General features: G+C 60.4%; 18 protein-coding genes and 4 pseudogenes. 6 read left to right on the top strand and 16 right to left on the bottom strand.

Going from position 1 to position 24,585, the window contains the following annotated elements; translation table 11 throughout:
* Positions 1-27: 27 nt before the first annotated feature.
* The 4 genes from ACYZT7_RS19850 to ACYZT7_RS19865 form a co-directional block, all read right to left on the bottom strand.
* Positions 28-1,101 (bottom strand): WD40/YVTN/BNR-like repeat-containing protein, encoded by a 1,074-nt coding sequence (locus ACYZT7_RS19850; protein ID WP_462037900.1) that lies wholly within the window; start codon positions 1,099-1,101, stop codon positions 28-30.
* A gap of 123 nt (positions 1,102-1,224) precedes the next feature.
* Complete coding sequence (locus ACYZT7_RS19855; RefSeq protein ID WP_462037901.1) at positions 1,225-2,583, bottom strand: DUF1329 domain-containing protein; 1,359 nt, start codon at positions 2,581-2,583, stop codon at positions 1,225-1,227.
* A gap of 41 nt (positions 2,584-2,624) precedes the next feature.
* Positions 2,625-4,628, bottom strand: coding sequence for a DUF1302 domain-containing protein (locus ACYZT7_RS19860; protein WP_462037902.1), 2,004 nt, complete (start codon positions 4,626-4,628; stop codon positions 2,625-2,627).
* 127 nt (positions 4,629-4,755) lie between these two features.
* Entirely contained in the window at positions 4,756-5,322 is a 567-nt protein-coding gene (locus tag ACYZT7_RS19865; RefSeq protein ID WP_462037903.1) for an RBBP9/YdeN family alpha/beta hydrolase, read from the bottom strand.
* A 354-nt stretch (positions 5,323-5,676) separates the two neighbouring features.
* On the opposite strand from ACYZT7_RS19865, the gene ACYZT7_RS19870 reads away from it, so the two are divergent.
* A complete protein-coding gene (locus tag ACYZT7_RS19870; RefSeq protein WP_462037904.1) occupies positions 5,677-6,735 on the top strand; it encodes an AraC family transcriptional regulator in 1,059 nt (352 codons plus the stop codon).
* 150 nt (positions 6,736-6,885) lie between these two features.
* Here the strand turns inward: ACYZT7_RS19870 and ACYZT7_RS19875 are convergent, their stop codons facing one another.
* The 7 genes from ACYZT7_RS19875 to ACYZT7_RS19905 all read right to left on the bottom strand — a co-directional run bounded on the left by ACYZT7_RS19875 (position 6,886) and on the right by ACYZT7_RS19905 (position 13,279).
* Positions 6,886-7,896, bottom strand: a complete 1,011-nt coding sequence (locus tag ACYZT7_RS19875) for a YeiH family protein (RefSeq protein ID WP_415760251.1) — start codon at positions 7,894-7,896, stop codon at positions 6,886-6,888.
* Positions 7,893-8,219, bottom strand: a complete 327-nt coding sequence (locus tag ACYZT7_RS19880) for a Rieske (2Fe-2S) protein (protein ID WP_462037905.1) — start codon at positions 8,217-8,219, stop codon at positions 7,893-7,895. Before ACYZT7_RS19880 ends, ACYZT7_RS19875 begins: the two co-directional genes overlap by 4 nt.
* Positions 8,216-8,878: a DsbA family oxidoreductase gene (locus ACYZT7_RS19885; protein WP_462037906.1), complete on the bottom strand. Its 663-nt coding sequence runs from the start codon at positions 8,876-8,878 to the stop codon at positions 8,216-8,218. Before ACYZT7_RS19885 ends, ACYZT7_RS19880 begins: the two co-directional genes overlap by 4 nt.
* Positions 8,875-10,203: an MFS transporter gene (locus tag ACYZT7_RS19890; RefSeq protein WP_462037907.1), complete on the bottom strand. Its 1,329-nt coding sequence runs from the start codon at positions 10,201-10,203 to the stop codon at positions 8,875-8,877. Before ACYZT7_RS19890 ends, ACYZT7_RS19885 begins: the two co-directional genes overlap by 4 nt.
* A 92-nt stretch (positions 10,204-10,295) precedes the next feature.
* Entirely contained in the window at positions 10,296-11,348 is a 1,053-nt protein-coding gene (locus ACYZT7_RS19895) for a beta-keto acid cleavage family enzyme (protein ID WP_462037908.1), read from the bottom strand.
* 87 nt (positions 11,349-11,435) lie between these two features.
* Entirely contained in the window at positions 11,436-12,284 is an 849-nt protein-coding gene (locus ACYZT7_RS19900) for a TauD/TfdA dioxygenase family protein (RefSeq protein ID WP_462037909.1), read from the bottom strand.
* Positions 12,285-12,298: 14 nt separating this feature from the next.
* Positions 12,299-13,279 (bottom strand): quinone oxidoreductase family protein, encoded by a 981-nt coding sequence (locus ACYZT7_RS19905; RefSeq protein ID WP_462037910.1) that lies wholly within the window; start codon positions 13,277-13,279, stop codon positions 12,299-12,301.
* A gap of 251 nt (positions 13,280-13,530) precedes the next feature.
* On the opposite strand from ACYZT7_RS19905, the gene pdxR reads away from it, so the two are divergent.
* From pdxR to ACYZT7_RS19920, 3 genes are all read left to right on the top strand, one after another.
* Positions 13,531-15,045: a MocR-like pyridoxine biosynthesis transcription factor PdxR gene (gene pdxR, locus ACYZT7_RS19910; RefSeq protein ID WP_462037911.1), complete on the top strand. Its 1,515-nt coding sequence runs from the start codon at positions 13,531-13,533 to the stop codon at positions 15,043-15,045.
* A gap of 107 nt (positions 15,046-15,152) precedes the next feature.
* Positions 15,153-16,223: a sugar phosphate isomerase/epimerase family protein gene (locus tag ACYZT7_RS19915; RefSeq protein ID WP_462037912.1), complete on the top strand. Its 1,071-nt coding sequence runs from the start codon at positions 15,153-15,155 to the stop codon at positions 16,221-16,223.
* A gap of 51 nt (positions 16,224-16,274) precedes the next feature.
* Positions 16,275-17,540: an MFS transporter gene (locus ACYZT7_RS19920; protein WP_462037913.1), complete on the top strand. Its 1,266-nt coding sequence runs from the start codon at positions 16,275-16,277 to the stop codon at positions 17,538-17,540.
* 456 nt (positions 17,541-17,996) lie between these two features.
* Here ACYZT7_RS19920 and ACYZT7_RS19925 read toward each other — a convergent pair.
* Positions 17,997-18,107, bottom strand: a pseudogene (locus ACYZT7_RS19925) (LysR family transcriptional regulator); the annotation flags it as partial.
* Positions 18,104-18,208 (bottom strand): annotated as a pseudogene (locus tag ACYZT7_RS19930) (LysR family transcriptional regulator); the annotation flags it as partial. The pseudogenes ACYZT7_RS19925 and ACYZT7_RS19930, both read right to left, overlap by 4 nt.
* Between ACYZT7_RS19930 and ACYZT7_RS19935 the strand changes: the two are divergent.
* A pseudogene (locus ACYZT7_RS19935) lies at positions 18,204-18,386 on the top strand (HIT family protein); the annotation flags it as partial. The pseudogenes ACYZT7_RS19930 and ACYZT7_RS19935 overlap by 5 nt on opposite strands.
* A gap of 5 nt (positions 18,387-18,391) precedes the next feature.
* Positions 18,392-18,517: pseudogene (locus tag ACYZT7_RS19940) on the top strand (transposase domain-containing protein); the annotation flags it as partial.
* A 166-nt stretch (positions 18,518-18,683) separates the two neighbouring features.
* Here ACYZT7_RS19940 and ACYZT7_RS19945 read toward each other — a convergent pair.
* From ACYZT7_RS19945 to ACYZT7_RS19955, 3 genes are all read right to left on the bottom strand, one after another.
* A complete protein-coding gene (locus ACYZT7_RS19945) occupies positions 18,684-21,824 on the bottom strand; it encodes a multidrug efflux RND transporter permease subunit (RefSeq protein ID WP_462037914.1) in 3,141 nt (1,046 codons plus the stop codon).
* A 44-nt stretch (positions 21,825-21,868) separates the two neighbouring features.
* Positions 21,869-23,023 carry an efflux RND transporter periplasmic adaptor subunit gene (locus ACYZT7_RS19950; protein ID WP_462037915.1) on the bottom strand — a complete coding sequence of 385 codons (1,155 nt, stop codon included), beginning with the start codon at positions 23,021-23,023 and terminating at the stop codon, positions 21,869-21,871.
* 71 nt (positions 23,024-23,094) lie between these two features.
* Entirely contained in the window at positions 23,095-24,516 is a 1,422-nt protein-coding gene (locus ACYZT7_RS19955) for a diaminobutyrate--2-oxoglutarate transaminase (RefSeq protein WP_462037916.1), read from the bottom strand.
* Between the last annotated feature and the right edge of the window lie 69 nt (positions 24,517-24,585).

Consider the following 24,585-nt stretch of genomic DNA (forward strand, 5'->3'; position numbering starts at 1 on the left):
GGGTTCTCGCTCTAAGGGTTCGAGGGCTTATTCAACGGGCAGCGTCCGTGCACCACGGCTGCCAACCACCACCAGCGCACCGTCGGCGGCGCGCGTGACGCCAGTCACCGGGACCGGCTCGGCTTGCTGCACCCAGTGCATTTGCGCACCGGCGCCCTGGCTCACCAGCATCTGCCCGCCCTGAGTGAACAAGCGGTAATCACCCTGCGCATCGACGATGCCGGCGGTGATGCTGACGTGCAGGCCACTTTCCTGAGGGGTCCAGCTGCGACCGCCATCGGTGCTGCGCAGCACATTGCCGCGCAAGCCGTAAACGAGCGCTTCCCCGGGCTTACCGAGCACGCCGAAAAAACTGCCCTGATAAGGTGTCTGCACGGCGGCGAACCGCTGTTGGGCGTCATCCCATTTCAGCAACAAGCCCTGCTCGCCGGCGATGTACAGCGCATCGCCGGTGGAGGCGATGGCGTTGAGGTGAAAGCCCTGCGGGTTGTCGGTGCGGTCCTGGAACGGGGTCCAGCTCTGGCCGCCATCCTCGGTGCGCAGGATCAGGTTGAACACCCCGACCACATAGCCGAGGCGGTCGTTGGCGAACCAGACATCGAGCAAGGGTTTGTCGGCGCCCTGCGCCACCAGGCGCTCACCTTCGGCGACCAGCAGTGGCCATTGTTCGTTGCCAGGTTCTGCACGGGCCAACGCCTGGTAATGCTTGACCAGCAAGGCACCGATCTCGCGGCCGTCCAGTTGCTTGCGCCAGGTCGCACCCGCGTCGTTGCTGTGCAACACCACGCCGTCGCCGCCCACCGCCCAGCCCTGGGTGGCAGAAGGAAAACTCACGGCATTGAGGTCGGCACTGACCGGCACCGCTGCCTGCTGCCAGTGCTTGCCGGAATCATCGGAAAACAGAATATGGCCACGCTGGCCGACGGCGATCACGCGCTCACCGGCGCGGGCCATGCCGGACAACGGACTGTTGATGGCCAAGGCGCTGACCCTGGCGGGCAGGTCCAGCACATCAACGTAATCGGCCGCGTGGGTGACGCCCTGCAACAGGCCGAGCACAACGCCAAACGCCACCTGCAAATAATTCTTATACGAACACATACCGCGTCCTCTTCGGAAAACCGCGCCGGGACACACATCCGTGTGTCTGACGTTGAAACCTGGCGCCCGCTCGCTCCCACCGCCTCGTGAGCAGTGAGTCGAGCGAGCGTTTTTGCGGTTGGCTCAGCGAATACCGGCGCCGGCCAGGGATTCCGACGACCATTGCGCCTTGGAAAGCGGATCGATGTACTTGATGCCGCCGTAAGGCCCGACCACGCCGTTGATGTTGTAGGAGCCACCCACCAGGTCGTAGATCATGAAGGGCGTGGAATCCGGGATCTGCTTGTCGTAGCTCTGGCTGAGGAACGCGAAGGAGCCACGGTACAGCTGACCACGGGCGTCGTATTGGTCAGAGGCCAGAGCGGTCCAGCTGTCTTCATCAAGGTAGAAGCGACGCTTCTGATAGATGTGTCGAGCGCCGGCCTTGAGGTTGCCCTCCACCACCCAGACGCGGTGTTTTTCCCAACGCACGTAATCGGGAGCCAGGTGATTGGCGGTGGTCAGCGACTTGGGGTCCTGGGCGTAGGTCAGCTTGTAGGTGTTGTACGGCACGATCATTTCCTGCTTGCCCACCAACTTCCAGTCGTAGCGGTCCAGTGCACCGTTGAACACGAAAACATCGTCGTAGGTGCCCGCGCCGGCGGTGCCGGGGTTAGGCGTGTCGTACGCCAGGTTCGGTGCCAGCTTGACCCGACGCTGGCCAGGCAGGTATTGCCAGGCGCGGCGCGGTTGCTGCAGAGGATTAGCGGCGTCCTTGAGCATCACCGCTTCACCGGCCCGGCGTGCGGGGCCGGTGTAGGACAGCTTCATCTGGTAGTACACGTCGGCGCTGCTGATCGGCTGCGTCAGGTTTTCGTAGATCGGATAGGAAATGAACGCCTGCCCGGTGGTCGCCAGGCTCGGCACGCCGGCGGAGTCGACGTTCCAGGAGTCGTACTTGGAATTGATGCTCACGCCTTGATAGCGCAGCAGGAAGTTCCACATCGCTTCGTTGCCCGACTGCGGGATCGGGAACGGCACGCCCGGCAGCACGTTATCGATGGCCAAACCGCCTTCGAGGGACTTGGCGCCGCTGGCATTCTTCACACCGTTATCGAGGATGGCTTTGGGCAGCGAAACGGTGCGGTGGGTCGGGTAGACATTGACGTGGAAGCTCGGGAAACGTTTGGCCAGTTCCGCCGTGGTTGCACTGAGCAAGCCCTTGTACTGATCGACGTTTTTGCCGTCGATCACCAGCAACGGTTTTTCGTTGACGAAGGGATCCGGACGCATGCTGTCACCGGATTTGAAACTGGCCGGCGGCGTGGTCAGGCCACCTTCATAAGCAGGGATGGAACCATCAGCGTTCCCGGCCTTTTCGGCGCCCACCAGGGTCAGGCTGCTGCCGAGTTTCGCAACGTCCTGGGGTGAAACAGCGGCCTGCGCCTGGGCGGCAAGGACCATGGCCAGCGAAGCGGCCAACACGGTTTTGGCGAATTTCATCTTGTTATTCTCCTGCTTGCGTTGAGCAAATCAGTGGTGAATCAAAAAGTGGTTTTCATCGTCAGGTAAACGGCGCCACGGTCCTCAGTCGTTGCACCCCCACCGGAAAAGGCTGAGTAGCCACCGGCGTAACAGGCGTAGTTTTCGTTGCCGCTAAAGGCGTTCGGCGCAGCGCCGTCACCTCCGCTCGGGCCGGTACTCACGCCACTGACATTGCACTTGTCGGCCTTGCCGAAAGAGTCCACGTACTTCAGGTCGACAAAGTATTTGTTGTACACAACGGCCCCGAGGCCGATGGCGTAGTTACCGGTGTCTTTGGCACCGCCACCGGAGACCGGTGAGACGCCATCGAGACCGACGTTGATGGACATCGGCGCGTTGAGGTCGACACCGGGAAACACTTGATACCAGGTCGGTGTGAAGTTGACCGCGATGCCCCAGTTGTCCCGGGTCGGCTGGTCGATGCCGCGATAGGTGTCATTGCCCTTGTAGAGCGCTTCGTTCTTGCTATCGAGCTTGAGCAGGTTGCTGTAATACAGCTCGCCCAGCAGGGTTGCCGAATCGAACACAGGCGTTTTAGCAATGGTCATCAGACCGTTGAGCGTCCAGTGCAAGGTGTCGCCGGTGGCGGCCATGCTGTCGCCCTTCTCCGGGGTGTCATAGACCACACCGGTGGCCGCCGTACGCGCCGGCAACAGGCCAAGACCCGCGCCCAGGCCCAGCGGACTGTTAGTGCTGACAACCGCCGGAATACTGGCCAGCGGCATGTTGTGACGAATGTTCAGGTCCGAACCCACACTCACACCGCCCACATCCTTGGACAGGCTCAGGCCAACGATCTTGATGTTGTCGGCATAGGCCATTTGATAGGTGGCGGTGCTCAGCGAGTTGAGCGTATTGACCACCGCAGGCACTTGCCCTGCCGGCCGGGTGCCGTTGGGGTTGGCCGAACTCAGGCCTCTGGCATCCAGCCAGGCTTGCGGCAGAATTTCCGAGGTTTCGCGGTAGTAAACGCCGAGGGTGCCATCCAGCCAGGCCGGCGACCACTTGGCCATAACGCCCCAGTCACCGCGCTTGTCCGGCGTCAGGTCGTGACCGCGACGCACATTCGTCAGCCCGTTGCAGGGCGCCAGACCACAACCCAGCGGACTGCCCGGCACCACGCCATTGGTGTTGCCCAACAGGAACGACTGCGCACCGAAGCCGACCAGATCGGAACCACCGTAGTAAGTACCGGCTTCAGGCAGGCGGGCGGCATCCCAATCGAGGAAATACTGGGCACCCACGGTCAGTTCGGGATTGACCGTGAATGACATCGACAACTGGTTACGCGGAACGAACAGCTCCTTGGCTTCGGTACCGGGCGAGGCGGCCAGTTTGGCCAGGTCCAGGCCGGATTGGCCGTAACTGATCGAATGCACCGGGTTGAGAGTGGTCTCGCCCCAGAACACGTTGTGCTGTCCTGCCTTGACGCTCAGCAGCGACTCCTCGCCCACTTCGGTGCTGTAGAACACGAAGGCATCGAGGATTTCTCCGGAGGGACCGGTGTAGTAACGCTGGGCATAGTTGCTCAGGTGCGGGCTGCCGTTGCCGACGTTGTCACCGGTGACCGCGGCCAGACGTGGGTCGTTGGCGACCAGCCCCGACCTTGCGTCGTTGCCGTTGACGAACGGGTTGGAATTGGAACCGGTGTTCTCGTAGGCCTTGTCGTACCAACTGGCGGCGCTGACACGGAAACCCATATGGTTCTGGTAGACCACATCCATCTCGGTCAACAGGTCGATACGGTTGGTGATGTTGGTCCCGGCCTTGCGGAAGTTGTAGTCACCGTCGTTGTTGTTCGGTGTTGCCAACATGCGCTTGTCGGCGCTTTCGGTGCGTACGCCGTAGTTGTACTTCACGGTGTTATCAAGACGCACGGTCCAGTCCGGGTTACCTGTGTCGAGCTCGACCGCCTGCGCGACCGGCACGGCTGCGGCCAGAATGGCCGAGGCCAACAAGGTGTAACGCGAGGGTGCGAACCCGTGACTCTTATTGTTGTGCATTGCGTTGTCTCCGCCTTTTTGTATTTGTTTTAAGCGCAGCCGCCCTCGCGCAACCCCTTGTTCGAGGGGTTTACGTTTTCAGGAGTGAGGGCAAATGCCGGATGGCGCGGGCCAACCGGCGCCTGAATCAGCGGTCCAGTTCGAGGATGAGTGCTTCGGCTTGTGGCCAGTGCCCATACCCGGCAGCAGGATTGAGATGACCCACTTCGCCGAGATTGAGCAGATCGCTGCCCCAGCCTTCGGCCATGCGCGTGGCGGCATCCAGGCTGGCGAGGTGGTCGTTGGTACTGGCGGCCACCAGACTGCGGAACGGCAACCGGCCTTTGGGTAGAGGGTCCCAACCCTGGGTGCGCAGGGTTTCAGCGGAGGGGTAGCCCTGCGGCCATTGGGCATCAAGGTCCGGCGGAGTGGCCAGCAGCGCGCCTTTGATCGGCCGACTGTGCCGCGCAGCCCAGTGCGCAACCATCAACACGCCGGCGCTGTGAGCGACCAGAATCACTGGCCCGTCGATCTGCGCAAGTGTGTGTTGAATCGCTTCGACCCGCTTGCTGCAATCGAGCTTGTCGGTGTCCAGCGGCGGCACACTGCGTACCTTGCACAGCCTGGCTTCAAGCAGCGTTTGCCAATGTTCGGCAACGTGCTCGCGCAGACCCGGTACGATCAGAACGGTTGCGGCAGTTTGCAGTTTGTCCACGTCAACACCTTCGCTTTCTCGATGACTCGACTGGCTCTATCGCCAGGGGCTTTTTGTAGGACTGACATTAAAGAGCGCCCGCCCGAGGCGCTTTTCATTGGACGTCAGGCACTTTTCTTTTCATGACAAATTTCCAGATGTTGGCGCACAGCGACCATTGGTCGAATATCCCCGCAGGTTCTCTACAGCTCACTGTAATCAATGGGTGAGCGTCGATTGCTGCACAACGACGGTGTGATTTTGGACAGCATTGGGCGAGCGCCCTCGACAACGTCACAACTGTTCAATTGTTGATGTGCTGGATATAGTCGCCACGCAAACTTGAATCGCAACCGGCCCAGGAAAGACCTTCGCATGCCCAAGCTTGTTCGCGCCGCCGTCTTGACCAACTACCTGGAGGTCACTCAGTACCTGGGGTTCAACCCGCGCGATGTCCTGGCCAGCGTCGGCTTGAGCAAAGCCAAACTGCAAGCCCCTGAACATCGCATTCCCATCGATGCCGCCGTGCGTTTGCTGGAGGATTCAGCCGTCGCCAGCGGCTGCCAGAGCTTCGGCCTGAGCATGGCCGAGTCGCGCCAGCTCTCGGACTTCGGCGTGGTCAGTCTGCTGCTCAGCCACCAGCGTACGCTGCGTGATACGTTGCAAGTGTTGGTGCACTACCGTCATCTGATGAACGATTCGCTGGCCCTCTTCATTGAGGAGGCTGGCAAGATGGTGATCATTCGCGAAGAGGTGGTCACCGAATCGCCGATGCCCTGCCGACAAGCCAATGAACTGGCCATCGGGGTGATGTTCCGCCTGTGTGCCGCCCTGCTCGGCGCACACTGGCATCCCTACAGTGTCAACTTCACACACCAGCCTCCCGACAACCTGCAACTGCATCGCCGTCTGTTCGGCTGCAAACTGGAGTTCGGCAGCGAGTTCAATGGCATTGTCTGTCCCAATGCCAGCCTCGACATGACCAACCCGCATGCCGACCCGGCCATGGCGCGCTACGCCCAGAGTTACCTCGACTCGCTGCTGAACCACGAAGGCCCTTCGATGCTGTTCGAGGTGCGCAAAGCCATCTACCTGTTGTTGCCGATGGGACGTGCCACCATCGAGCAGATCGGCCAGACCCAGGGCATGAATGTTCGGACCCTGCAACGACGCCTCAAAGACGACGGCTGCGCCTTCAACGACCTGATCAACGACGTGCGCCGAGACCTGGTGCTGCGCTACCTGGAAAACCCGAATTACTCGCTGGGCCGGATCGCCGACATGCTCGGCTACTCCATGGCGAGTTCCTTCACACGCTGGTTCATCACCCAGTTCGGCATGCCGCCGGCCGCTTGGCGCAGCGCGCAAAAACAACCCAAGCCACCCAGCGAACCGAGCGCCCTGCCCGGCTCCACAGAACCCTGGGACGACTGAAAGGGACCCAAGGACTTCCACAAAAAAAAAGCGGCGACTGCTGGTGCAGTCGCCGCAAAAAACCGGTATTTGTGACACCGGTCGGGAGCCCCACTGCGACTAGGAGTCGACCGCAGTGCAGCCCTGCCATAAAGCGTATCGCGTCAGGCTCTAAAGGCCCCAACGCAGCAACAACAGCACCAGCACGACAAGGAACACCGTCTCCCCCACCATCAACAGGATCGGCTTGATGCCGACAGCGGCCAACTCCTTGAGCTGGGTCTTCATACCCAGGGCGCTGATGGAAACCACCAGGCACCAGCGCGACAATTCATTGACCGATCCCTGCACCACCGGGGCCACCCAGCCGGTGCTGTTGATACAGGCCAGAATCAGAAACCCGACGGCGAACCATGGCAGCAGCGGCGGCCGTTTGCCGGTCGGGTCGGCGCCCTGCATGCGGGTGATCATGGCCGCACAGACGATCACCGGCAGCAGCATGGCGACCCGCATCAGCTTGACCACCGTGGCCGTATCGCCGGTCTCGGTCGACATGCTGTAACCGGCACCGACGACCTGGGCGACATCGTGGATGGTCGCCCCCAGAAACACGCCCGCCACTTGTGGCGACAACGACAGCCAGTTGGCAATCATCGGGTACACGATCATCGCCAGGGTCGACAGCGCCGACACCCCGATCACCGTGAACAACGTCGCGCGCTCTTTCTGCGGATGATTGGGCAATGCCGCCGCCAGCGCCAACGCGGCCGATGCACCACAAATCGCGGTGGCGCCACCGGTGAGCATGCCGAACAAACGCTGGAATCCCATGGCCTTGGCCGCGATCACCGAGACGCCGATCGTCACCACCACCACAATCACCACCAGCGCCACAGGCTTCCAGCCCAGCGCGGCAATCTGTTCGAGCGTGATGCGCATACCCAGCAGCGCCACACCAATGCGCAACACAGTGCGCGCCGTGAACTCGATGCCAGCCTTGCAGGCACCGTCACCGGCCAGAAAGTTCAGCGCCATGCCCAGCAACAAAGCGAACAACATCACCGGCGCACCGTAGTGCTCGGACAAAAAGGACGCTGCGGCAGCAACGATCAAGCTGACGACAAAACCTGGCGCCAATTCGCGCGTTCGGCTGTGGATACGGGTGAGAGCGATGGCGCTCATGGCGCGGCCTCCTCGGGAACGATGACGATGAATGCCTGGCCGTCGATGATCTCGACCGGGTAGTTGGCGACTTTGACAGCGGTGGAATTGAGCAAGTAACCGCTGCGCAAATCGAAGCGCAGGCCGTGGGCGCAGCACTGAATCACCCGCCCCTCAAGGCGCCCGCCACACAGCGAGGCACCCTGGTGCGGGCAACTGTCGTCGATGGCGAACACGTCACCTTCGACGTTGAATAACGCCAGGCTTTTGTCATCGAATTCGAACAGCGCACGACCGCCCGCCTGCGGGAGTTTTCCGGCAGGCACGGGAATGCGCCGCGTCATGCCGGATGCCGCTCGCGCTCACTTTCCTTGAGTGCTTCGTTCATGGCCCCGAGCAGCGCCTGAGCAGGTTGTGCACCGATCACCGTCATGCGGCGGTCGAACTGAAAGCTCGGCACGCCACTGGTCGCGCCGGGGAAGCCTTCAAATGGCGTGGCGTCGCCCTTCAGGCAATCGAGCACCACGTCCGTATCGACGCCGCAGGAGCGGGCAATGGCGAGCAAGGTCTCGCGGCACCCCAGGTTTTCGCGTTTGCGGAAATAAGCGGCGAACAGCCGTTCGAGCAACATTTCACGTTGAGTAGCATTGCCCAGTACGCTGACTCGTTCGAACAAACGATGGGCGTCTGCGGTGTTGGGCATCGTCTCGATGTGGCTGAGGTCGATGGTCAGTCCAACCGCCGCGGCAGCCTGCTGTACCTGGGCCTGGCGCATGGTCATAGCGTCGGCATTGCCCAGACGTTTGCGATAGAAGTCGGCGAAGGGCTCACCTTGTACCGGCAACTGAGGCAGCAACTGCACGCCATGCCATACCGTGGTGATCTGCACATCCGGGTGGCGACTGCGAAACTGTACCTGCGCATGCTCCAGTTGACGCTTGCCGATCAGGCACCAGGGGCAGATGAAATCGAAGAACACATCAATACGTAAACGACCACTCACAACTTCACCTCTAACACCGCTTTGCTCATCGAATCGTGGACTTGCTCGCCCTTAAGCCGGGCAATGTCCTTGTGGTAATGACACTTGGCATAAAAGAACACGGCCGCAGCCGCGATGCTGACCAGCGGCACAAACTGAAAGGCGGCCTGCAAGCCGATCACATCGGAAAGCTTGCCGGTGATGAACGGCCCCGGCGCCAGCCCCAGCATGTTGTTGGCCAGGGTCAGCGTGGCGAAGGCCGTGCCATGGACCGAGTAATGGGTCAGGTTGGCAACCATGGCTCCGCAAGGGCCGGTCGTGCCGGCGGCAATCAACATACCCAGGCAGATCAGCGCCAATTGCACAGGCCCTGGTGACAGGGCGAACGCCGCCGACAACAGCAGGCAACTGCCCAGGCAATAGGCGATGGCCAAGGCGACTTTGCGCTCCGGCGAATGGCGAGACAGTCGATCACTGAGCATGCCGCACAGGATCATCCCCGCACCGCTGCACAGCACGATGATCGCCGCGACGCCGCCCGCCTTGTCCGTGGCCATGTCGTAATAGCGATTGAGGTAACTGGGCATCCACACAATGACGGTGCCGCCGACGAACAGCTGCAAGCCACTGCCAATGTAGGCAGCGATCACCGAACGGCTGGAAAACAGCGTACGCAACGGACGCTTGACCGCTACCGCCGCCTTGTTCGCCGCCAGGGAGGCACGTTGCGGCGCAATGCGTGCTTCCTTGACGATGACCGGGTAAAGCACTGCCAGCAGCAGGCCGAACAGCGCCATGCCGGCAAACGACCAGCGCCAGCCAAGCTTGGCGGCGATTGCACCGCCCAGCGCCATCCCTAATACCGAACCGAACATGCCGCCCGCCATGAAGGCACTGGCCAGCGTTGCACGCAGGTGTTTGGGAAACACCGAAATCACTACCGCGATGCCAACGCTGCCGTACGCCGCTTCGCCGACACCGACCATGAATCGTGCAATGAACATCTGCTGATAGTCTTGCGCCACTGCGCAGCCCAGCGTCGCCAGGCTCCACAGCAAAGCCATCAGCGCCAGGCTCTTGACCCGGCCGAAGCGATCCGCCAGCAATGACAGGGGAATTGTCAGCAGCCCCACCATCAGGGCGACAATGCCACTGAGCAGGCCGAGCTGACCGTCGCTCAGGGCCCACTCGCCCTTGAGCATCGGGAACACCGCGTTCAGCACCTGGCGCGACATGTAATCGGAAATCAACAGCCCGAACGTCAGTGCAAAGACGATCCAGGCATACGGACGCGCAACACCGACAGCACAGTCGTCATCGTCTGCGGCGATTGGGTGAAAGGCCATGCAGCCTCCTCAAAGCTTTGTTTTATTGTTGTTATCAAGCGTGTTGCAGTGCAGCGAGCGGGAGGTCATTGATCTCCCGCTTCGTCTGCCGATCAGCCGCGTTGCGGCACACCTTTCTGCCCGGCCTTGCGGTTGGGGGCCATACCGTTGGCCAGCAACGTTTCTTCGATGCTCTGGTACTGCACGCCGATGCGGTAGATCTCACGCGCTTCTTTGCCGGTGGCGATTTCGCGACCCAGTTCATGAGCGATGCGCACGGTCTGCTTGATCTGCGCAACTGAGCCGAAACGATCGCCCTTGTGATCAATGATAGTGTCTTCATTGCCCACACGCGGGTGCATACCCATGGCCATGGACATGGTGTTGAACGGCATGACGTTCTTGAGCAGCGACTCGGAGGTCAGAGTGCAACCGTCTGGCGCGCGGTGGATGAAGTTGAAGAAGTTGAACGGATTGGGGCCATCGAAACCGCCACCGATGCCGATCCAGGTCAGGTTCAACGGGCCCTTGTAGACGCCCTTGCGCACCAGACGCTCGAGGGTTTCCATCGCGTGCATGCCGGTCAGCTGGAAGTGCGGCTGGATGCCGTTGTCCATCAGACGCTTGAGGTGTTCGGCGACCCAGGCCGGGCCTGCCGGTACGGTCATTTCGCTGTAGGCGGCCTGATACAGGGGATTGGCCAGGGACGTGCCTTCCAGGTATTCCGGATACAGCAGTTCCATGATGTTCATCTGGGTGGTGTTGATGGCCACCGTGACCTGATCCGGTTTTGGCGTCAGCTCGGCCAGCATGTGTCGTGTGTCGTCAGAGAGCCACTTGGCGGATTCGCCATCGCTTTCCGGCGCGAAGGAAATCGAACCACCGACCTGGATGATCATGTCCGGCACGGCTTCACGCACGCCGGCGATCAATTCGTTGAATTTGGACAGTCGCTTGGAACCCTTGCCGTCCAGCTCACGCACGTGCAAATGCAAGACGGTGGCACCGGCCTCATAGCATTCGACCGCTTTTTGCACCTGTTCGGCCATGGTCAGCGGGATGTCTTCGGGGAAGTCTTCCGGCATCCATTCCGGGCCGTACGGGGCCACGGTGATGACCACCTTTTCCATGTTTTCCGGGTGCAGGGAATCGTCGAAGAATTGCATGAGTTACTCCTGTTTTTATGATTGTCGCGCCCACCCGGGATCGTGCCGGGCAGACGTGTTTACGAGTGCGAATGCAGAAGGGGTCGATCAGTAGGTCTTGTCGCCGATGATTCCGGCACGCTCCATCTTGCGATGGCACGGCGGGTAATCCATGACGGCGTAGTGTTGGGTGCTGCGGTTGTCCCAGATGGCGATGCTGTTGGGTTTCCAGCGCCAGCGCACCTGATACTCGGGGATATAGGCCTGGCTGATCAGGTAGCGCAGCAACTCGCTCGCGCCAGGGTTGGCGTCCTGACCGAAGCGTACCCGCTCGGGGGTGTGGTAATTGCTCAAGTGCGTCGTGAAGGCGTTGACGAACAGCACCTTTTCCCCGGTTTCCGGGTGGGTGCGCACCACCGGGTGCTCGGCATCCGGGTACATCGCCTTGAGCGCCAGACGTTTTTCGATCGGCATGGCGGCGCCAAAGCTTGCTTCGATGCTGTGGCGAGCGCGCAGGTCGGCGATCTTCACCTTCACGTCCTCCGGCAAGCGCGCGTAGGCCTCGACCATGTTGGCCCACATGGTGTCGCCGCCCACCGGCGGGCACTCTACACAGCGCAGCACGCAGCCCATCGGCGGCGCCTCGCGCCAGGTCGCGTCGGTGTGCCAGGCGTTTTCGTAGCGGTCCATCGGCTGGTCCGGGTTCTTGTAGATGCGCACCAGCCCGGGATGATCCGGATCGCTGCCGGCCACCGGATGATCTTCCAACTCACCGAAGCGGCGGGCGAAGGCCACGTGCTCGGCGCGACTGATGTCCTGATCACGCAGGAACACCACCCGATGCTTGAGCAACTGAGCACGAATCTCGGCAAAAAGACCGTCGTCATGCACCGCATCGGCGAGGTTGACGCCGATCAGTTCGGCGCCAATGCTGCAGGTCAATTGTTCGACTTTCATGGCAGACGACTCCCTTAAATGACGAAAATCGACGAGCCCGTGGTCTTGCGTGATTCCAGGTCGCGATGGGCCTGCACGGCATCCTGCAAAGCGTAGTGCTGGTTGATCTCGATCTTGATCCGACCGCTGCCAACGTGGTCGAACAATTCGCCAGCCAGGGCGGCTTTTTCCGCCGGGTCGGCGATGTAATCGGCCAGGGCCGGACGAGTCATGAACAACGAGCCTTTCATTGCCAGCAGTACCGGATCCAAGGCCAGGATCGGACCGGATGCCGTGCCAACGCAGACCATCAGGCCGCGGCGCTTGAGCGAATCCAGCGAACCCATGAAGGTGTTCTTGCCGACACTGTCGAACACCACGTTGACCCCCACGCCGTCAGTCAACTCACGCACGCGCTGGGCGACGTCTTCATGGCTGTAATTGATGACATGGTCGCAGCCATGGGCCCGGGCGATTTCGCCCTTGACCTCGGTGGACACGGTACCGATGACGGTCAGGCCGAGCAGCTTGGCCCACTGCGAAACGATCATGCCCACGCCACCGGCGGCGGCGTGCAGCAGAATGCTGTCGCCGACCTTGAAATCGTAAATGCGCCGCATCAAGTACGAAGACGTCAGGCCCCGCATGGTCATGGCTGCTGCGGTCTCGAAACTGATGGTTTCCGGCAGCTTGATCAGCGGTGCGGCCGGGATCAGACGCTCGGTACTGTAGGCACCCAGAGTATTGAGAAAACCGGTGTAGGTGACGCGATCACCCACGTGAACGTTGGTAACCCCCTCGCCGATGGCCTGAACCACACCGGAGGCCTCAACCCCCATGCCATTAGGCATCGGGATCGGGTAGGTGCCATTGCGAAAGTAGGTGTCAGCGTAGTTCAGGCCGACCGCCACATGGCGAAGACGAACCTGGCCTGGACCGGGATCACCGACTTCGACCTCTTCGTAACGAAGAACGTCGGGACCACCGGTTTCGTAGAAGCGTACGGCGTTGGCCATGTTTTTTTATTCTCCAGTCTGCAATGTTGGCGTGCTGCGTCGATTTGCGCTGATTGGACTGTAGGACGCAGTCTGGCGAGCCGCTTCTCATCAGACGACAATGGCTTTTCATTTCGTGACAGTTGGCCGGCGGGTGTGCGCGGCATCGACGCCTGCGGTGGATGACTTATCCGGTGTCTCTCGATACCCTGCGCACCTCGGTGCCTGACGGTGTTCCAGGTCAAACCACACTCCATCCAGACGAGCATGTAATGAAATCCTCCGCAGGTTTGCTGTTGTCGGGTATTGAACTGGACCGTGCCAGCTCCATGCCCCTGTACCGCCAACTCTACTTGCAGATTCGCAAACAGATTCTCAGTGGAAAAATTCAAGGGGGCGTGCGCCTGCCGTCGACCCGGACCTTGAGCAAAGAGCTGGCGCTGTCGCGGATCACCATTCTCAATGCTTTCGATCAACTGATTGCCGAAGGCTTTCTGGCGTCGCGTACCGGGGCCGGTACCTATGTCGGCAATGAGTGGGAAAGCCGTGGTATTGCCGACAATGACTCGCAGCGCCAGCCTCCCCGTCTGTCCCAGCTGAGTCAGTCCGTATTGTCGCTACGCAGCACTCATTTCCAGGGGGTTTGCTATGCCGACTGGGCCCCTGGCAGCCCAACCTCGTTCCTGCCCAGCCACAGCACTTATGACGCGTTTCCCCAACCGGTCTGGAAGCGCCTGATGAACCGCCACTTGCATAAGCCGACCAAGGCCATGCTCGGTTATGGCGAACTGCAAGGGTTACAGGCCTTGCGCACGGCGATTGCCGACTACGTCTTTGATGCCCGTGGTATCGACTGCAGTGCCGAGCAAGTGGTGATCGTTTCCGGCGCCCAGCAAGCCTTTAACCTGCTGGGCATGTTGTTGCTCAATCCGCAGGATAGCGTGTGGATGGAGGATCCGGGACATATCGCGGCGCGAATTGCGCTCCAGGCCCAAGGTGCTCAGGTGGTCCCATTGCGTATTGATGAACAGGGGATCGATATCCGCCAAGGCGTGGCCGAGTGCCCTGACGCCCGCCTGGTGTTTACCACGCCTTCTCGCCAGCATCCGTTGGGCGTCACCATGAGTTATGCGCGGCGCCAGGAACTCATCGACTGGGCCGCGCGCAACCAAAGCTGGATCATTGAGGACGACTGCGACAGTGAGTTTCGCTACAGCGGCCGCCTCCTCCCCGCGCTCTATGCCATGGACCAGTTGGCTCGAGTGATCTACGTCGGGACGTTCAGCAAAGTCCTATTCCCCTCACTAAGACTGGGTTACGTGATACTGCCGCATGCCTTGGTCGAACCCTTCTGCACCCTGCGGGCGGTCATGGATCGCAGCCCGCCCACGCTCCTGCAGGCCACGACTGCGGACTTCATGCGCGAAGGCCACTTCCTCGGACACATCCGCCGCATGCGTACGCTGTACCAGGCCCGTCAGGCAGCACTGGTTGAGCAACTGCAACAGCGCCTGGGCAGTTTCTTCACCCTCACCCCGGTAGAAGCCGGCATGCACCTGATCGCCTGGCTGCCACCCGAGCTCGATGACGACGCCATCGCCAAGGAACTGGCCCGGCACAACATCCACACCTATGCCCTGAGCGACTATTGCCTGCAGCATTACCTGCCACCGGCCCTGTTGATCGGTTTCGCCGGCACGCCGGAGGACCAGGCCAAGGAGCGCGTCGAGGCACTGGCTCAGGCGCTGATCAAAATGGGGCACCTGCGCCAGAACCCCGTCAGGTGAGCAGAGTGGTCTTATCATTTAAATAATAATGGATCTATCGAGAGTTCCTGACTGGCGCGATAAAGGCTGCGCCGGTAGACCCGGCGTCTGAACCAGGAATGACTCGAATGAACAATAAAATCCAGGAACGATTCCATGCCTTGCTCAGCCACAAGGCTGTCGAGGCCGGGGCACCTCCCGCACTGACTGAAGCACTGGCCCGCCAGTTGCTCGACCGACTTGGGCAACTGCGCCTGTTTGCCCATGCCTACCCCTTGCTGACCAACCTCACCCATGGCCGCGTCACGCCTACCGACCTGCTGAACTTCGCCTATCGCCATGAGCTGCAAGGTCTGAGCCTGCACTTGCTCGATGGCGAGGAAAACAGCCTGAGTCAAATGACACCCACGCAGCTTCAGGCGTTTTCTGACAAGGCCACTGCGCTCGGACTGGATGTGCACCTGGAAATCAGCAGCACACTGAAAAAAGATGTCGATCAGGTGATAGACATTGCCAGGGCCCTGGGGGTGCGCAACATTCGTGTTTACTCACGCTACGAGGGAACGCTGTCACGGGTCATGGACGTGATCGAATCAGACCTGCATTACCTCGCGCAGCAGGCAGACAAGCATGACCTGTTCTTCGACTTCGAACAGCATGAGGAACTTAAGAGCGCCGAGATCGTGCAACTGCTGAACCGCCTCAACCACCCTCGGCTGCATGCCTTGTTCGACTTCGGCAACATGATCAATGCCTGCGAACAGCCCCTGCAGGCGCTCCGCACCTTGGCGCCGCACATACGCCAGACCCACCTCAAGGGGGTGCGCATCGTCCCCGAGCAAAACGGATTCGGCCATTACGGTGTGCTGCAGGGCTGTGACGAAGACGATCTACCCAACGCACGCATGTTGTTCGAACTGTTGATGCTCGGCGAATCAACCCCCCAAGTGATCGCGTTCATTCTTGAGCAGGAAAACCACTATGTAGCCCCGGCGTTCCGTCAGACCGACGAAGCCGCCGACCCTTTCATTGCGTACCGGGAAATGAGTGAAACGGCGCTGCCAGTCGGCTATTCGCTGGAGCGAATGCTGGCCGATGAACACCGCTGGGCAAACAACCAGGTCACCTATGTACGAAGCCTGCTGGCCGAGTTTCGGACCCTGGCCGAGTTGACCCTGGACAACCGCACAAACGCCTGAACCTGACGTGACAACCAGCACTGCTTACCCAATTACGCCTGGAGAACAATAATGACAACTCGTGACAAGGCCAAATGGCTCAGATTCCTGATTCTCATCCTCGGTGGGGGCACCATTTACAAACTGGCGAGCCTCAAGGACGCCTTCTATGTGCCCATGCAAGAGTTCATGGGATTGACCCATACCGAAATCGGCCTGCTGCTGAGCGCCAATGCCATTGTCGCAACGGCGCTTTTTGTCGTGGGCGGCCTGCTCGCAGATCGGTACGACACGCGCAAGCTGATCCCCATCGGTCTGCTCGGCACTGGCAGCCTGGGGCTTTACCTGGCAACCTTTCCACCCTTCAGCAATTTGCTGATCGTGTTCTGCCTGTTGGCCGTCTGTGCCGATTGCATCTTTTGGCCCTCGCTGCTTAAAGCCATCCGCAATCTGGGTGACGATCAGGAACAGGGTCGGTTGTTCGGACTTCTGGAAGGCGGACGCGGCGTCATTGATACCCTGGTCGCCTTTTCTGCGCTGGGCGTCTTCGTCGCCATGGGCTCCGGTGAGGCCGGTCTGAAATCGGCGATTCTCTTTTATTCGGTTATCGACATTCTTGCCGGTACCCTGACCTGGTTTCTGCTCAAGGGCGGTACCACACAGTCGAATACACAGTCTAAAAATGGCCTCTCCAACCTGCTCGAAGCCATTAAGATCCCGGGCATCTGGCTGGTCAGCCTCAACGTGTTCATGGTCTACATCGTGTACTGCGGTTTGACCTACTTTATTCCCTACCTCAAGGACATGTACGAACTGCCCGTGGTACTGGTGGGCGCTTACGGCATCATCAATCAATACTTTCTCAAGATCCTGGGCGGTCCTGCCGGAGGCTTCATTGCCGACAAGCAGTTCAAGAGCACCAGCCGCTATATGAAATGGGCATTCCTGGCTCTGCTGCCAATCATGGGGGTGATCATGCTCATCCCTAAAAGCCACGATTTCATCTATGCGGGCATGGCGGCCACCCTCTCCTTCGCACTCATCGTATTCTCCATGCGCGGCGTGTTCTGGGCGCCCATGGGTGAAATCGGCATTCCCCAGCACATCACAGGCTCTGCCTTCGGTATTGGTTGTCTGATCGGCTATGCGCCAGGCATGTTCGCTTATGTCATCTATGGCGCGATCCTCGACCATTTCCCCGGCCAGCAAGGCTACAACTACGTCTTCGGCTTGATGAGTCTGTTGGCTATTCTTGGGTTCATCGTGTCCAGCCTGCTGTGTCGAGCCGTTCAGAATAAAGCCACGGTTGCTGACGGGAATACCGTACCGCAAACCTGAAAATCTTCCAGGTAACCGTGAAGAGGCCTGAGCAAGGTCTCTTCTTTGCAAGGACTCGGTCAAAGGGGCACTGGATGACGCTGGATTTCAATGATCCCCCGCCAATCGGCATAGGGGGCAGCCCTTGGCTGCTCTCCTGCCACACCACCCGGCATGCGGGTCTTGCACCGGGCGGTTGAGGTCGACATGCTCAGAATCGAACATGACGCCTGGATTCATCTGGCCCCGACCCTGCCGATCCGGCTCTTCACTGTCACAAGCACCGCAGGCTTTGCCGTACTTGAACCCAGATCGGCACACCCGATCCACAGCTTCCACCGCAGCCTTTGTCATCAAACGAACGTCGTCGGTTGGGTACCCGTCATCGACTTGACCAGCACACGCCGTAGTGACGACCGGCAGAGAACGGCCATGAGCCGTCATTGGTCAAAGCGGCCTCAATACTGAATCGCCTCACTAATATGGCCTGTCCGGGATAGGCGCATGTTGTGCCATCAGCTCAACGACCCAATCGATAAACACGCGCAGCTTGATGCTGATATGCCGGTTCGGCGGAAATGCCTGGCCAGAGGGCTGGGCACATCCACTCGCAGCCGCCCCCAGGGCAGCGCCGAGGCGCTGGACAGGCTAGTCTCGGCATCGTCCAGGTCGGCCAGCAGCCGTAAGGATGCGAGATACAGAATTCTGGAAACCTTCTCAACAAACCAGAATGCGCAGTCGCTGACTGATGGAGCGGAACTGACGCTGTTCATCTGGCGTGAATTTGGCGAGAATCCGGAGCCACCGGCAACTCAAGGACCAACGATCAATCAGGTCATCGATGGGTTACGCAGGTTATTCAGATAGGACAGCAAGTCAACGGCCAGGAGCCCTATACGTGGCTGCGCCACGTACTGGAAAGACTGCCGCAGGCACAATCGGTTGGGGACTACGAAGCCTTGCTGCCATGGAACTGCTCGCCAGAGATGCCACGGTAAACGACTGCCTCATCTGGAGGTAGGTGTAGTTCGTGGATCGCTTACGAAATCTGGGACCTCAGCGACCAGTTACCCGACAATCAAAGCACATCGAAAAAACTGCTGACCGACACATCAGCCCGGCATAACGGCGCCCGCAAAATGTAACGTGGGAGCTGAATCCACATTACCGCGTTCCATCGTCTGCCACGGGCTCGGTGAGGCTGACACGGCGACTATGCAACCGATTTGCCGCGGACAAGACCCAGACAAAGAACACCGGTACCCACAAGACCCCGAGCACTGTCGCCGCCAGCATACCGCCGATCACGCCTGTGCCGATCGCTCGCTGGCTGGCAGCTCCCGCACCAGTGGCAATAGCCAGAGGCACCACGCCGAGAATGAAGGCCAGGGACGTCATGACGATCGGACGAAAACGCAGACGCGCGGCCTGAGCCGCCGCTTGCGCAAGGCTCGCGCCCTGAACGTGAAGTGCCTTGGCAAACTCGACAATGAGGATTGCATTCTTCGCCGCCAGTCCAATGATCGTGATCAGCCCCACCTTGAAATAGACATCATTGGGCAGGCCCATGATCGTCACCGCGGCTACCGAACCGAGCATGCCGACAGGCACGATCAACAGCACGGCAAAGGGAATCGTCCAGCTTTCATACAGCGCCACCAGCACCAGCAGCACCACAATCAACGATAACGCCACCAGCAGCGGCACCTGATCGCTGGCCTGTTGTTCCTGAAGTGACAGCCCGGCCCATTCAAGGCTAAAACCGGCCGGTAACTGACGGGCGATTTTCTGCAGTTCTTCCATGGCTTGACCGGTGCTGTAACCCGGTGCGGCATCACCGGAAAAACGCAGCGACGCCGACCCGTTGTAGCGCGCGATCTGCAGTGGCCCGACCTGCCACTCGAAACGGCTGAACGCTTCCAGTGGCACCAATCGGTTCTGTCGATTGGGCACTTGCAGGCGCAACAGCGCTTCAGGCGTCTGGCGACTGATGCTGTCCGCCTGAACGATCACCCGCTGCATCCGCCCCTGATTGGCAAACTCATTGATTTGTTCCGAGCCCAGCGCCGAGGACAACGCTGAACTGATCACATCAAAACTCACACCGAGGGCTTCGGCTTTTTCGCGGTCGATGCTGACATTGATCTGCGGCGCATCCGCCAGGCCATCCTCCATCAGGTAATCGATCACCGGCGACGCCTTGGCCGCCTCCAGCAATTGGGTTCGGGCCTTCAACAGCGCTTCGTGCCCCTGCCCTGCCAGATCCTGCAACCGTAACTCGAAACCGTTCGAGGTGCCGAGGCCGTCCACCGGCGGCGGCACCACGCTGAACAGCGTGCCGTCAGCGGCGTTCTCAAAAGCCTCATTCGCGCGTCGGGCCACCGCGTCGCTGGCTTGGCCATCGCCGCGAACCGACCAATCCTTGAGGCTGGTAAACGACAACGCCGCGTTAGCCCCGACCCCGGAAAAACTGAACCCCATGATTGCCAGCACTTGATCCGTGGCGGGTTGCGCCAGGGCATAGTGCTCCCACGATTGCACCGTCACATCCGTGCGCGAAGCCGAAGCCGCAGGTGGTAGCTGGATATCCGTGATGATGTAGCCCTGATCCTCGGACGGCATGAATGAGGATGGCAATCGGTGATAGGCAAAAGCGAGTACCAGCAACAATATTAGGTAAATGCCCATGCTGCGAGTGCTGCGACGGACCCAGCTCGAACTGAACCGCTCGTAGCGCCGGGCCAAGGCATCGAAGCGCCGATTGAAGCCGTTCGCCCAGCGGTTGGGTCGTAGCTCTTTCGCCGGGTCGAAGGGTTTAAGCAAGGTGGCACACAGGGCCGGCGTCAGGGTCAACGCCAGGAACCCGGAGAACAGAATCGACACCGACAGCGCCATGGAAAACTGCTGGTAGATCACCCCCACCGAACCGCCCATGAACGCCAACGGCAGGAATACCGCCGCCAGTACCAGGGTGATGCCAACAATCGCCCCGCTGATCTGCTGCATCGCTTTGCGGGTCGCGTCTTTGGGCGACAGGCGCTCCTGCGTGATCAAGCGCTCGACGTTCTCTACCACGACAATGGCGTCGTCCACCAGAATGCCAATGGCCAGCACCATGCCGAACAGGGTCATCATGTTGATCGAAAACCCTAGCGGCGCCATCACCGCGAGGGTGCCCAACAGGCAGACCGGCACCACGATGGCCGGAATCAGCGTGTAACGCAGATTCTGCAAAAACAGCAGCATCACCAGGAACACCAGCACCATGGCTTCGATCAAGGTGTAGATGACTTGCTTGATCGCCACGTCGACAAAGTATGAGGTGTCATAAGGCACGCTCAGCGTCATGTTCGCTGGCAGCGTGCTCGACAGTTGATCCAGCCGGGCCTTGATCGCCGCCGCCGTTTGCAGCGCGTTGGCACCGGTTGCCAACTGCACCGACATGGCCGCCGCAGGTTTGCCGTTCAGGCGAGCGTCGAAGCGGTAGTCCTGACGACCCAGTTCGACTCGGGCCACATCGTGAATCCTGACACTGGAGCCGTCGTCATTGGCCCGCAGCACAATGTTGCCGAACGCCTCCACGGATTCGAGCTGACCCTGCACCATGACGGTGGCGGTAATGTGCTGCTCGGCAGGCCCCGGACGTTCGCCCATGCTGCCGGCGGGCACTTGCACGTTCTGCCCGGCGATGGCCTTACTTACATCGGCCATCGACAGGTTGTAACCCACAAGCCGGGCAGGATCGACCCAGATGCGCATAGCCCGTTCTGCGGTGTACATCTGCACCCGCCCTACCCCGGCCACGCGGCGAATCTCGTTATTGATGCCCCGCGCGGCGTAATCCGCCAGCCCGATCGAATCCTGCTGCCCATCGGTGTAGGACAAGGCATAGATCATCAGAAAATTGGCACGTACCTGCTCCACTTTCAGGCCTTGCTCGATCACCGCTTGGGGCAAGCGCCCGACTACCCGTTGCAAGCGGTTCTGGACGTCGACCTGCGCCATGTCGGGATCGATGCCCGGCTTGAAGGTGATGGTGGTTTCGGCACTGCCGTTGGCACTGTTGGATTCGTAATACAGCAAATCCTTGAGGCCGTTGAGTTCCTCCTCGATCAGACTGGTGATGTTCTGATTGATGATCTGCGCCGAGGCACCGGGGTAGCTGGCACTGACACTGATTTGCGGCGGTGCCACGTCCGGGTATTGGCTGACCGGCAAGGTGCCCAGGGTCAGCGCTCCTGCCAGCGCGATGAACAACGCGATGACCCAGGCGAAGTTCGGACGGTTAATGAAAAAATCGGGCATCGGTAAGATCCTGGCTAACAACCGTGGGTAAAAGCGTCACGCCCTCAGTTATGGGCCTGCTGTTCGGCCAAGGTGATTATGTTGACCCTGGTGCCGACACTGAGCTTGTCGGCGCGCTCGACCACCACTTGCTCGCCGGCCACGAGTCCCTGGGTGATCTGCCAGTCGGAGCCGAGCATCGCGCCGGTGCTGACCACGCGTTCACGCACCATCCCCTGGGCGTCCACCAGCATCAACCGGGCCTGGCCGTCGGCACCGCGTTGAACCGCTTGCTGCGGCACGAACAGCGCCTGCGGATCGACCCCCGCCGGCGCCACGACCCGTACATACATGCCCGGCAGCAGAACGCTGTCCGGGTTAGGAAACTCGCCGCGCAAGGTGACTTGCCCGGTGCTTCGATCGACCGAAACATCGGAAAACATCAACTTGCCTTGTCGGGTTTGCGCCGGACTGCCGACCTGTACCGTAACCTTGGCTGCACCCGCACCGGTCAGCGTCAGACGACCACTGGCCACGGCTTGCTGCAAGGCCACTATCTGATCGACGGACTGGGTGAAGTCAGCATAAATCGGGTCCAGTTGCTGAATCCGCGCCATTTGCGTGGCTTCGTCCTGACCTACCAATGCGCCCTCGCTGACCAGGGCGCGGCCGATACGGCCACTGATCGGCGCTCGCACCTGACAGTAACCGAGGTTGAGTCGGGCAGTCGCTACATCGGCTTGAGCGGCCAAACGATTAGCCTGGGCACTCTTGAGGTCAGAGACCGCGTCGTCGAATACCTGCGGGCTGACGGCGTTGATCTCCACCAGTTGTTTGTAGCGCTGTACGTGAGCGTTGGCGCGATATACATCCGCCTCAGTCTTGGCCAGGGCGCCTTCGACCCGCATCAAGGCGGCCTTGAGCGGTGCCGGGTCGATGCTGAAGAGCAGTTGACCAGCCTTGACGTCGCTGCCCTCTTCAAAATGTCGGGTCAACACAACACCGGCAATCCGTGCGCGCACCTCGGCGATGCGCACCGGTTCGATTCGGCCAGGCAGGTCTGAGGTCATGGCAAACGGTCGGGGTTGCACGGTGAGCGTCTTGACCTGCGGCGGCGACGTACTGTGTTCAGCGGACTGATCCTGTGCTCCACAGCCGTTCAATGCCAATACGGTCGCCAGCACCCACGTCGGTTTTATCGTCGCTAAAGCCTTACGCATTATCAGTCCCTGTTCAAAACAAAAACGGGCTTGCCGTTCCATGTCGGCAAACCCTGTGCATCGGCAGATCATTAACGCGTGGAGCGCTCATTGATCGAGCTCGCTGCCTGGTACAGGATTTGTGCGACGAAATCGATTTCCTGTTCGGTGATGATCAGCGGCGGCAAGAAGCGTACGGTCGCACCGTGGCGTCCGCCGAGCTCGACGATCAAACCGTGCTTCAGGCAAGCCTGCTGGAAGGCCTTGGCCCGGACCGCGTCTACCGGCGGGTGACCCTGTACGTCGAGGGCGCCTTGCGGGTCGACGATTTCCATGCCGAGCATCAAACCACGACCGCGAACATCGCCAATCCAGGCGAATTCGCTTTGCAGCATCTGTAACTGCTTACGCAGATGCGCGCCAGCGGTTTCGGCGCGTGCCACCAAGCCTTGATCGCGGATGAAGCGCAAGGTCGCGGTGCCAGCGGCCATTGCCAGTTGATTGCCACGGAACGTGCCGGCGTGGGCACCCGGTTGCCAGACATCCAGCGAATCGTTGTAGACCATGACCGAAAGCGGCAGACCGCCGCCGATCGCTTTGGACAGGGTGATGACATCCGGCGTGATGCCGGACTGCTCGAAACCGAACATCCGGCCGCTGCGGGCTATGCCGCACTGGATCTCGTCGACGATCAGCGGAATTCCGTGGGCCTTGGTCAATCGACGAAGCTCCTGAAGCCAGCGGTCCGGCGCGGCAATCACCCCGCCCTCGCCCTGGATCGGTTCCAGAATCATTGCTGCCGGTGCGGTGACACCGCTTTCCGGGTCGTTGAGCAAATGTTCGAGGTAACGCACGTTCAACGTCACACCCTGATCACCGGCCACACCGAACGGGCAACGGTAGTCATGGGGAAACGGCAGGCGCTGAACACCTGGCATAAGGGCACCGAGAGCATTTTTCGGTGACAGGTTACCGCTAATGGAAAGTGTCCCCAGCGTCATGCCGTGGTAAGCCCCTTCAAAGGCCAGTACCGAATGGCGTCCGGTGGCGGTGCGGGTCAGCTTCAGAGCTGCTTCGACGGCGTCGGCCCCGCTTGGGCCGCAAAACTGTATGCGTGCATTACGCGCGAAGTCAGCCGGCAGGCAGCCGAAGATTTCCTGTACGAATGCATCCTTCACCGGCGTCATGAGATCCAGAGTATGCATCGGCACACCCGCGGCCATGACCTGGGTTATGGCTTCGATAATCACTGGATGGTTGTGGCCCAGCGCCAGGGTGCCGGCGCCGGCCAGGCAATCAACGAACACTTGTCCGCGACTGTCCTGCACATAAATACCATGGGCTCGTTCAAGCACAAGCGGAATGCGCCGAGGGTAACTGCGGGCGTTGGATTCCTGCTGCTGCTGACGTTCCAGCATCGGCGTCGGATCAAGGCAGTAAGGGCTCGACAGACCGGTATGCAACAGGCGTAGCTGTTGCGCGCCACCCGAGATGACATTCGAAAAAGCACTCATGATTTCCTCCAGGGAGGCTGGGTTTGAAAAGGACCAGGACTGCCTGAAAACGAACGTTTCAGGGAACGA

The organism is Pseudomonas sp. RT4P38, from assembly GCF_054897765.1.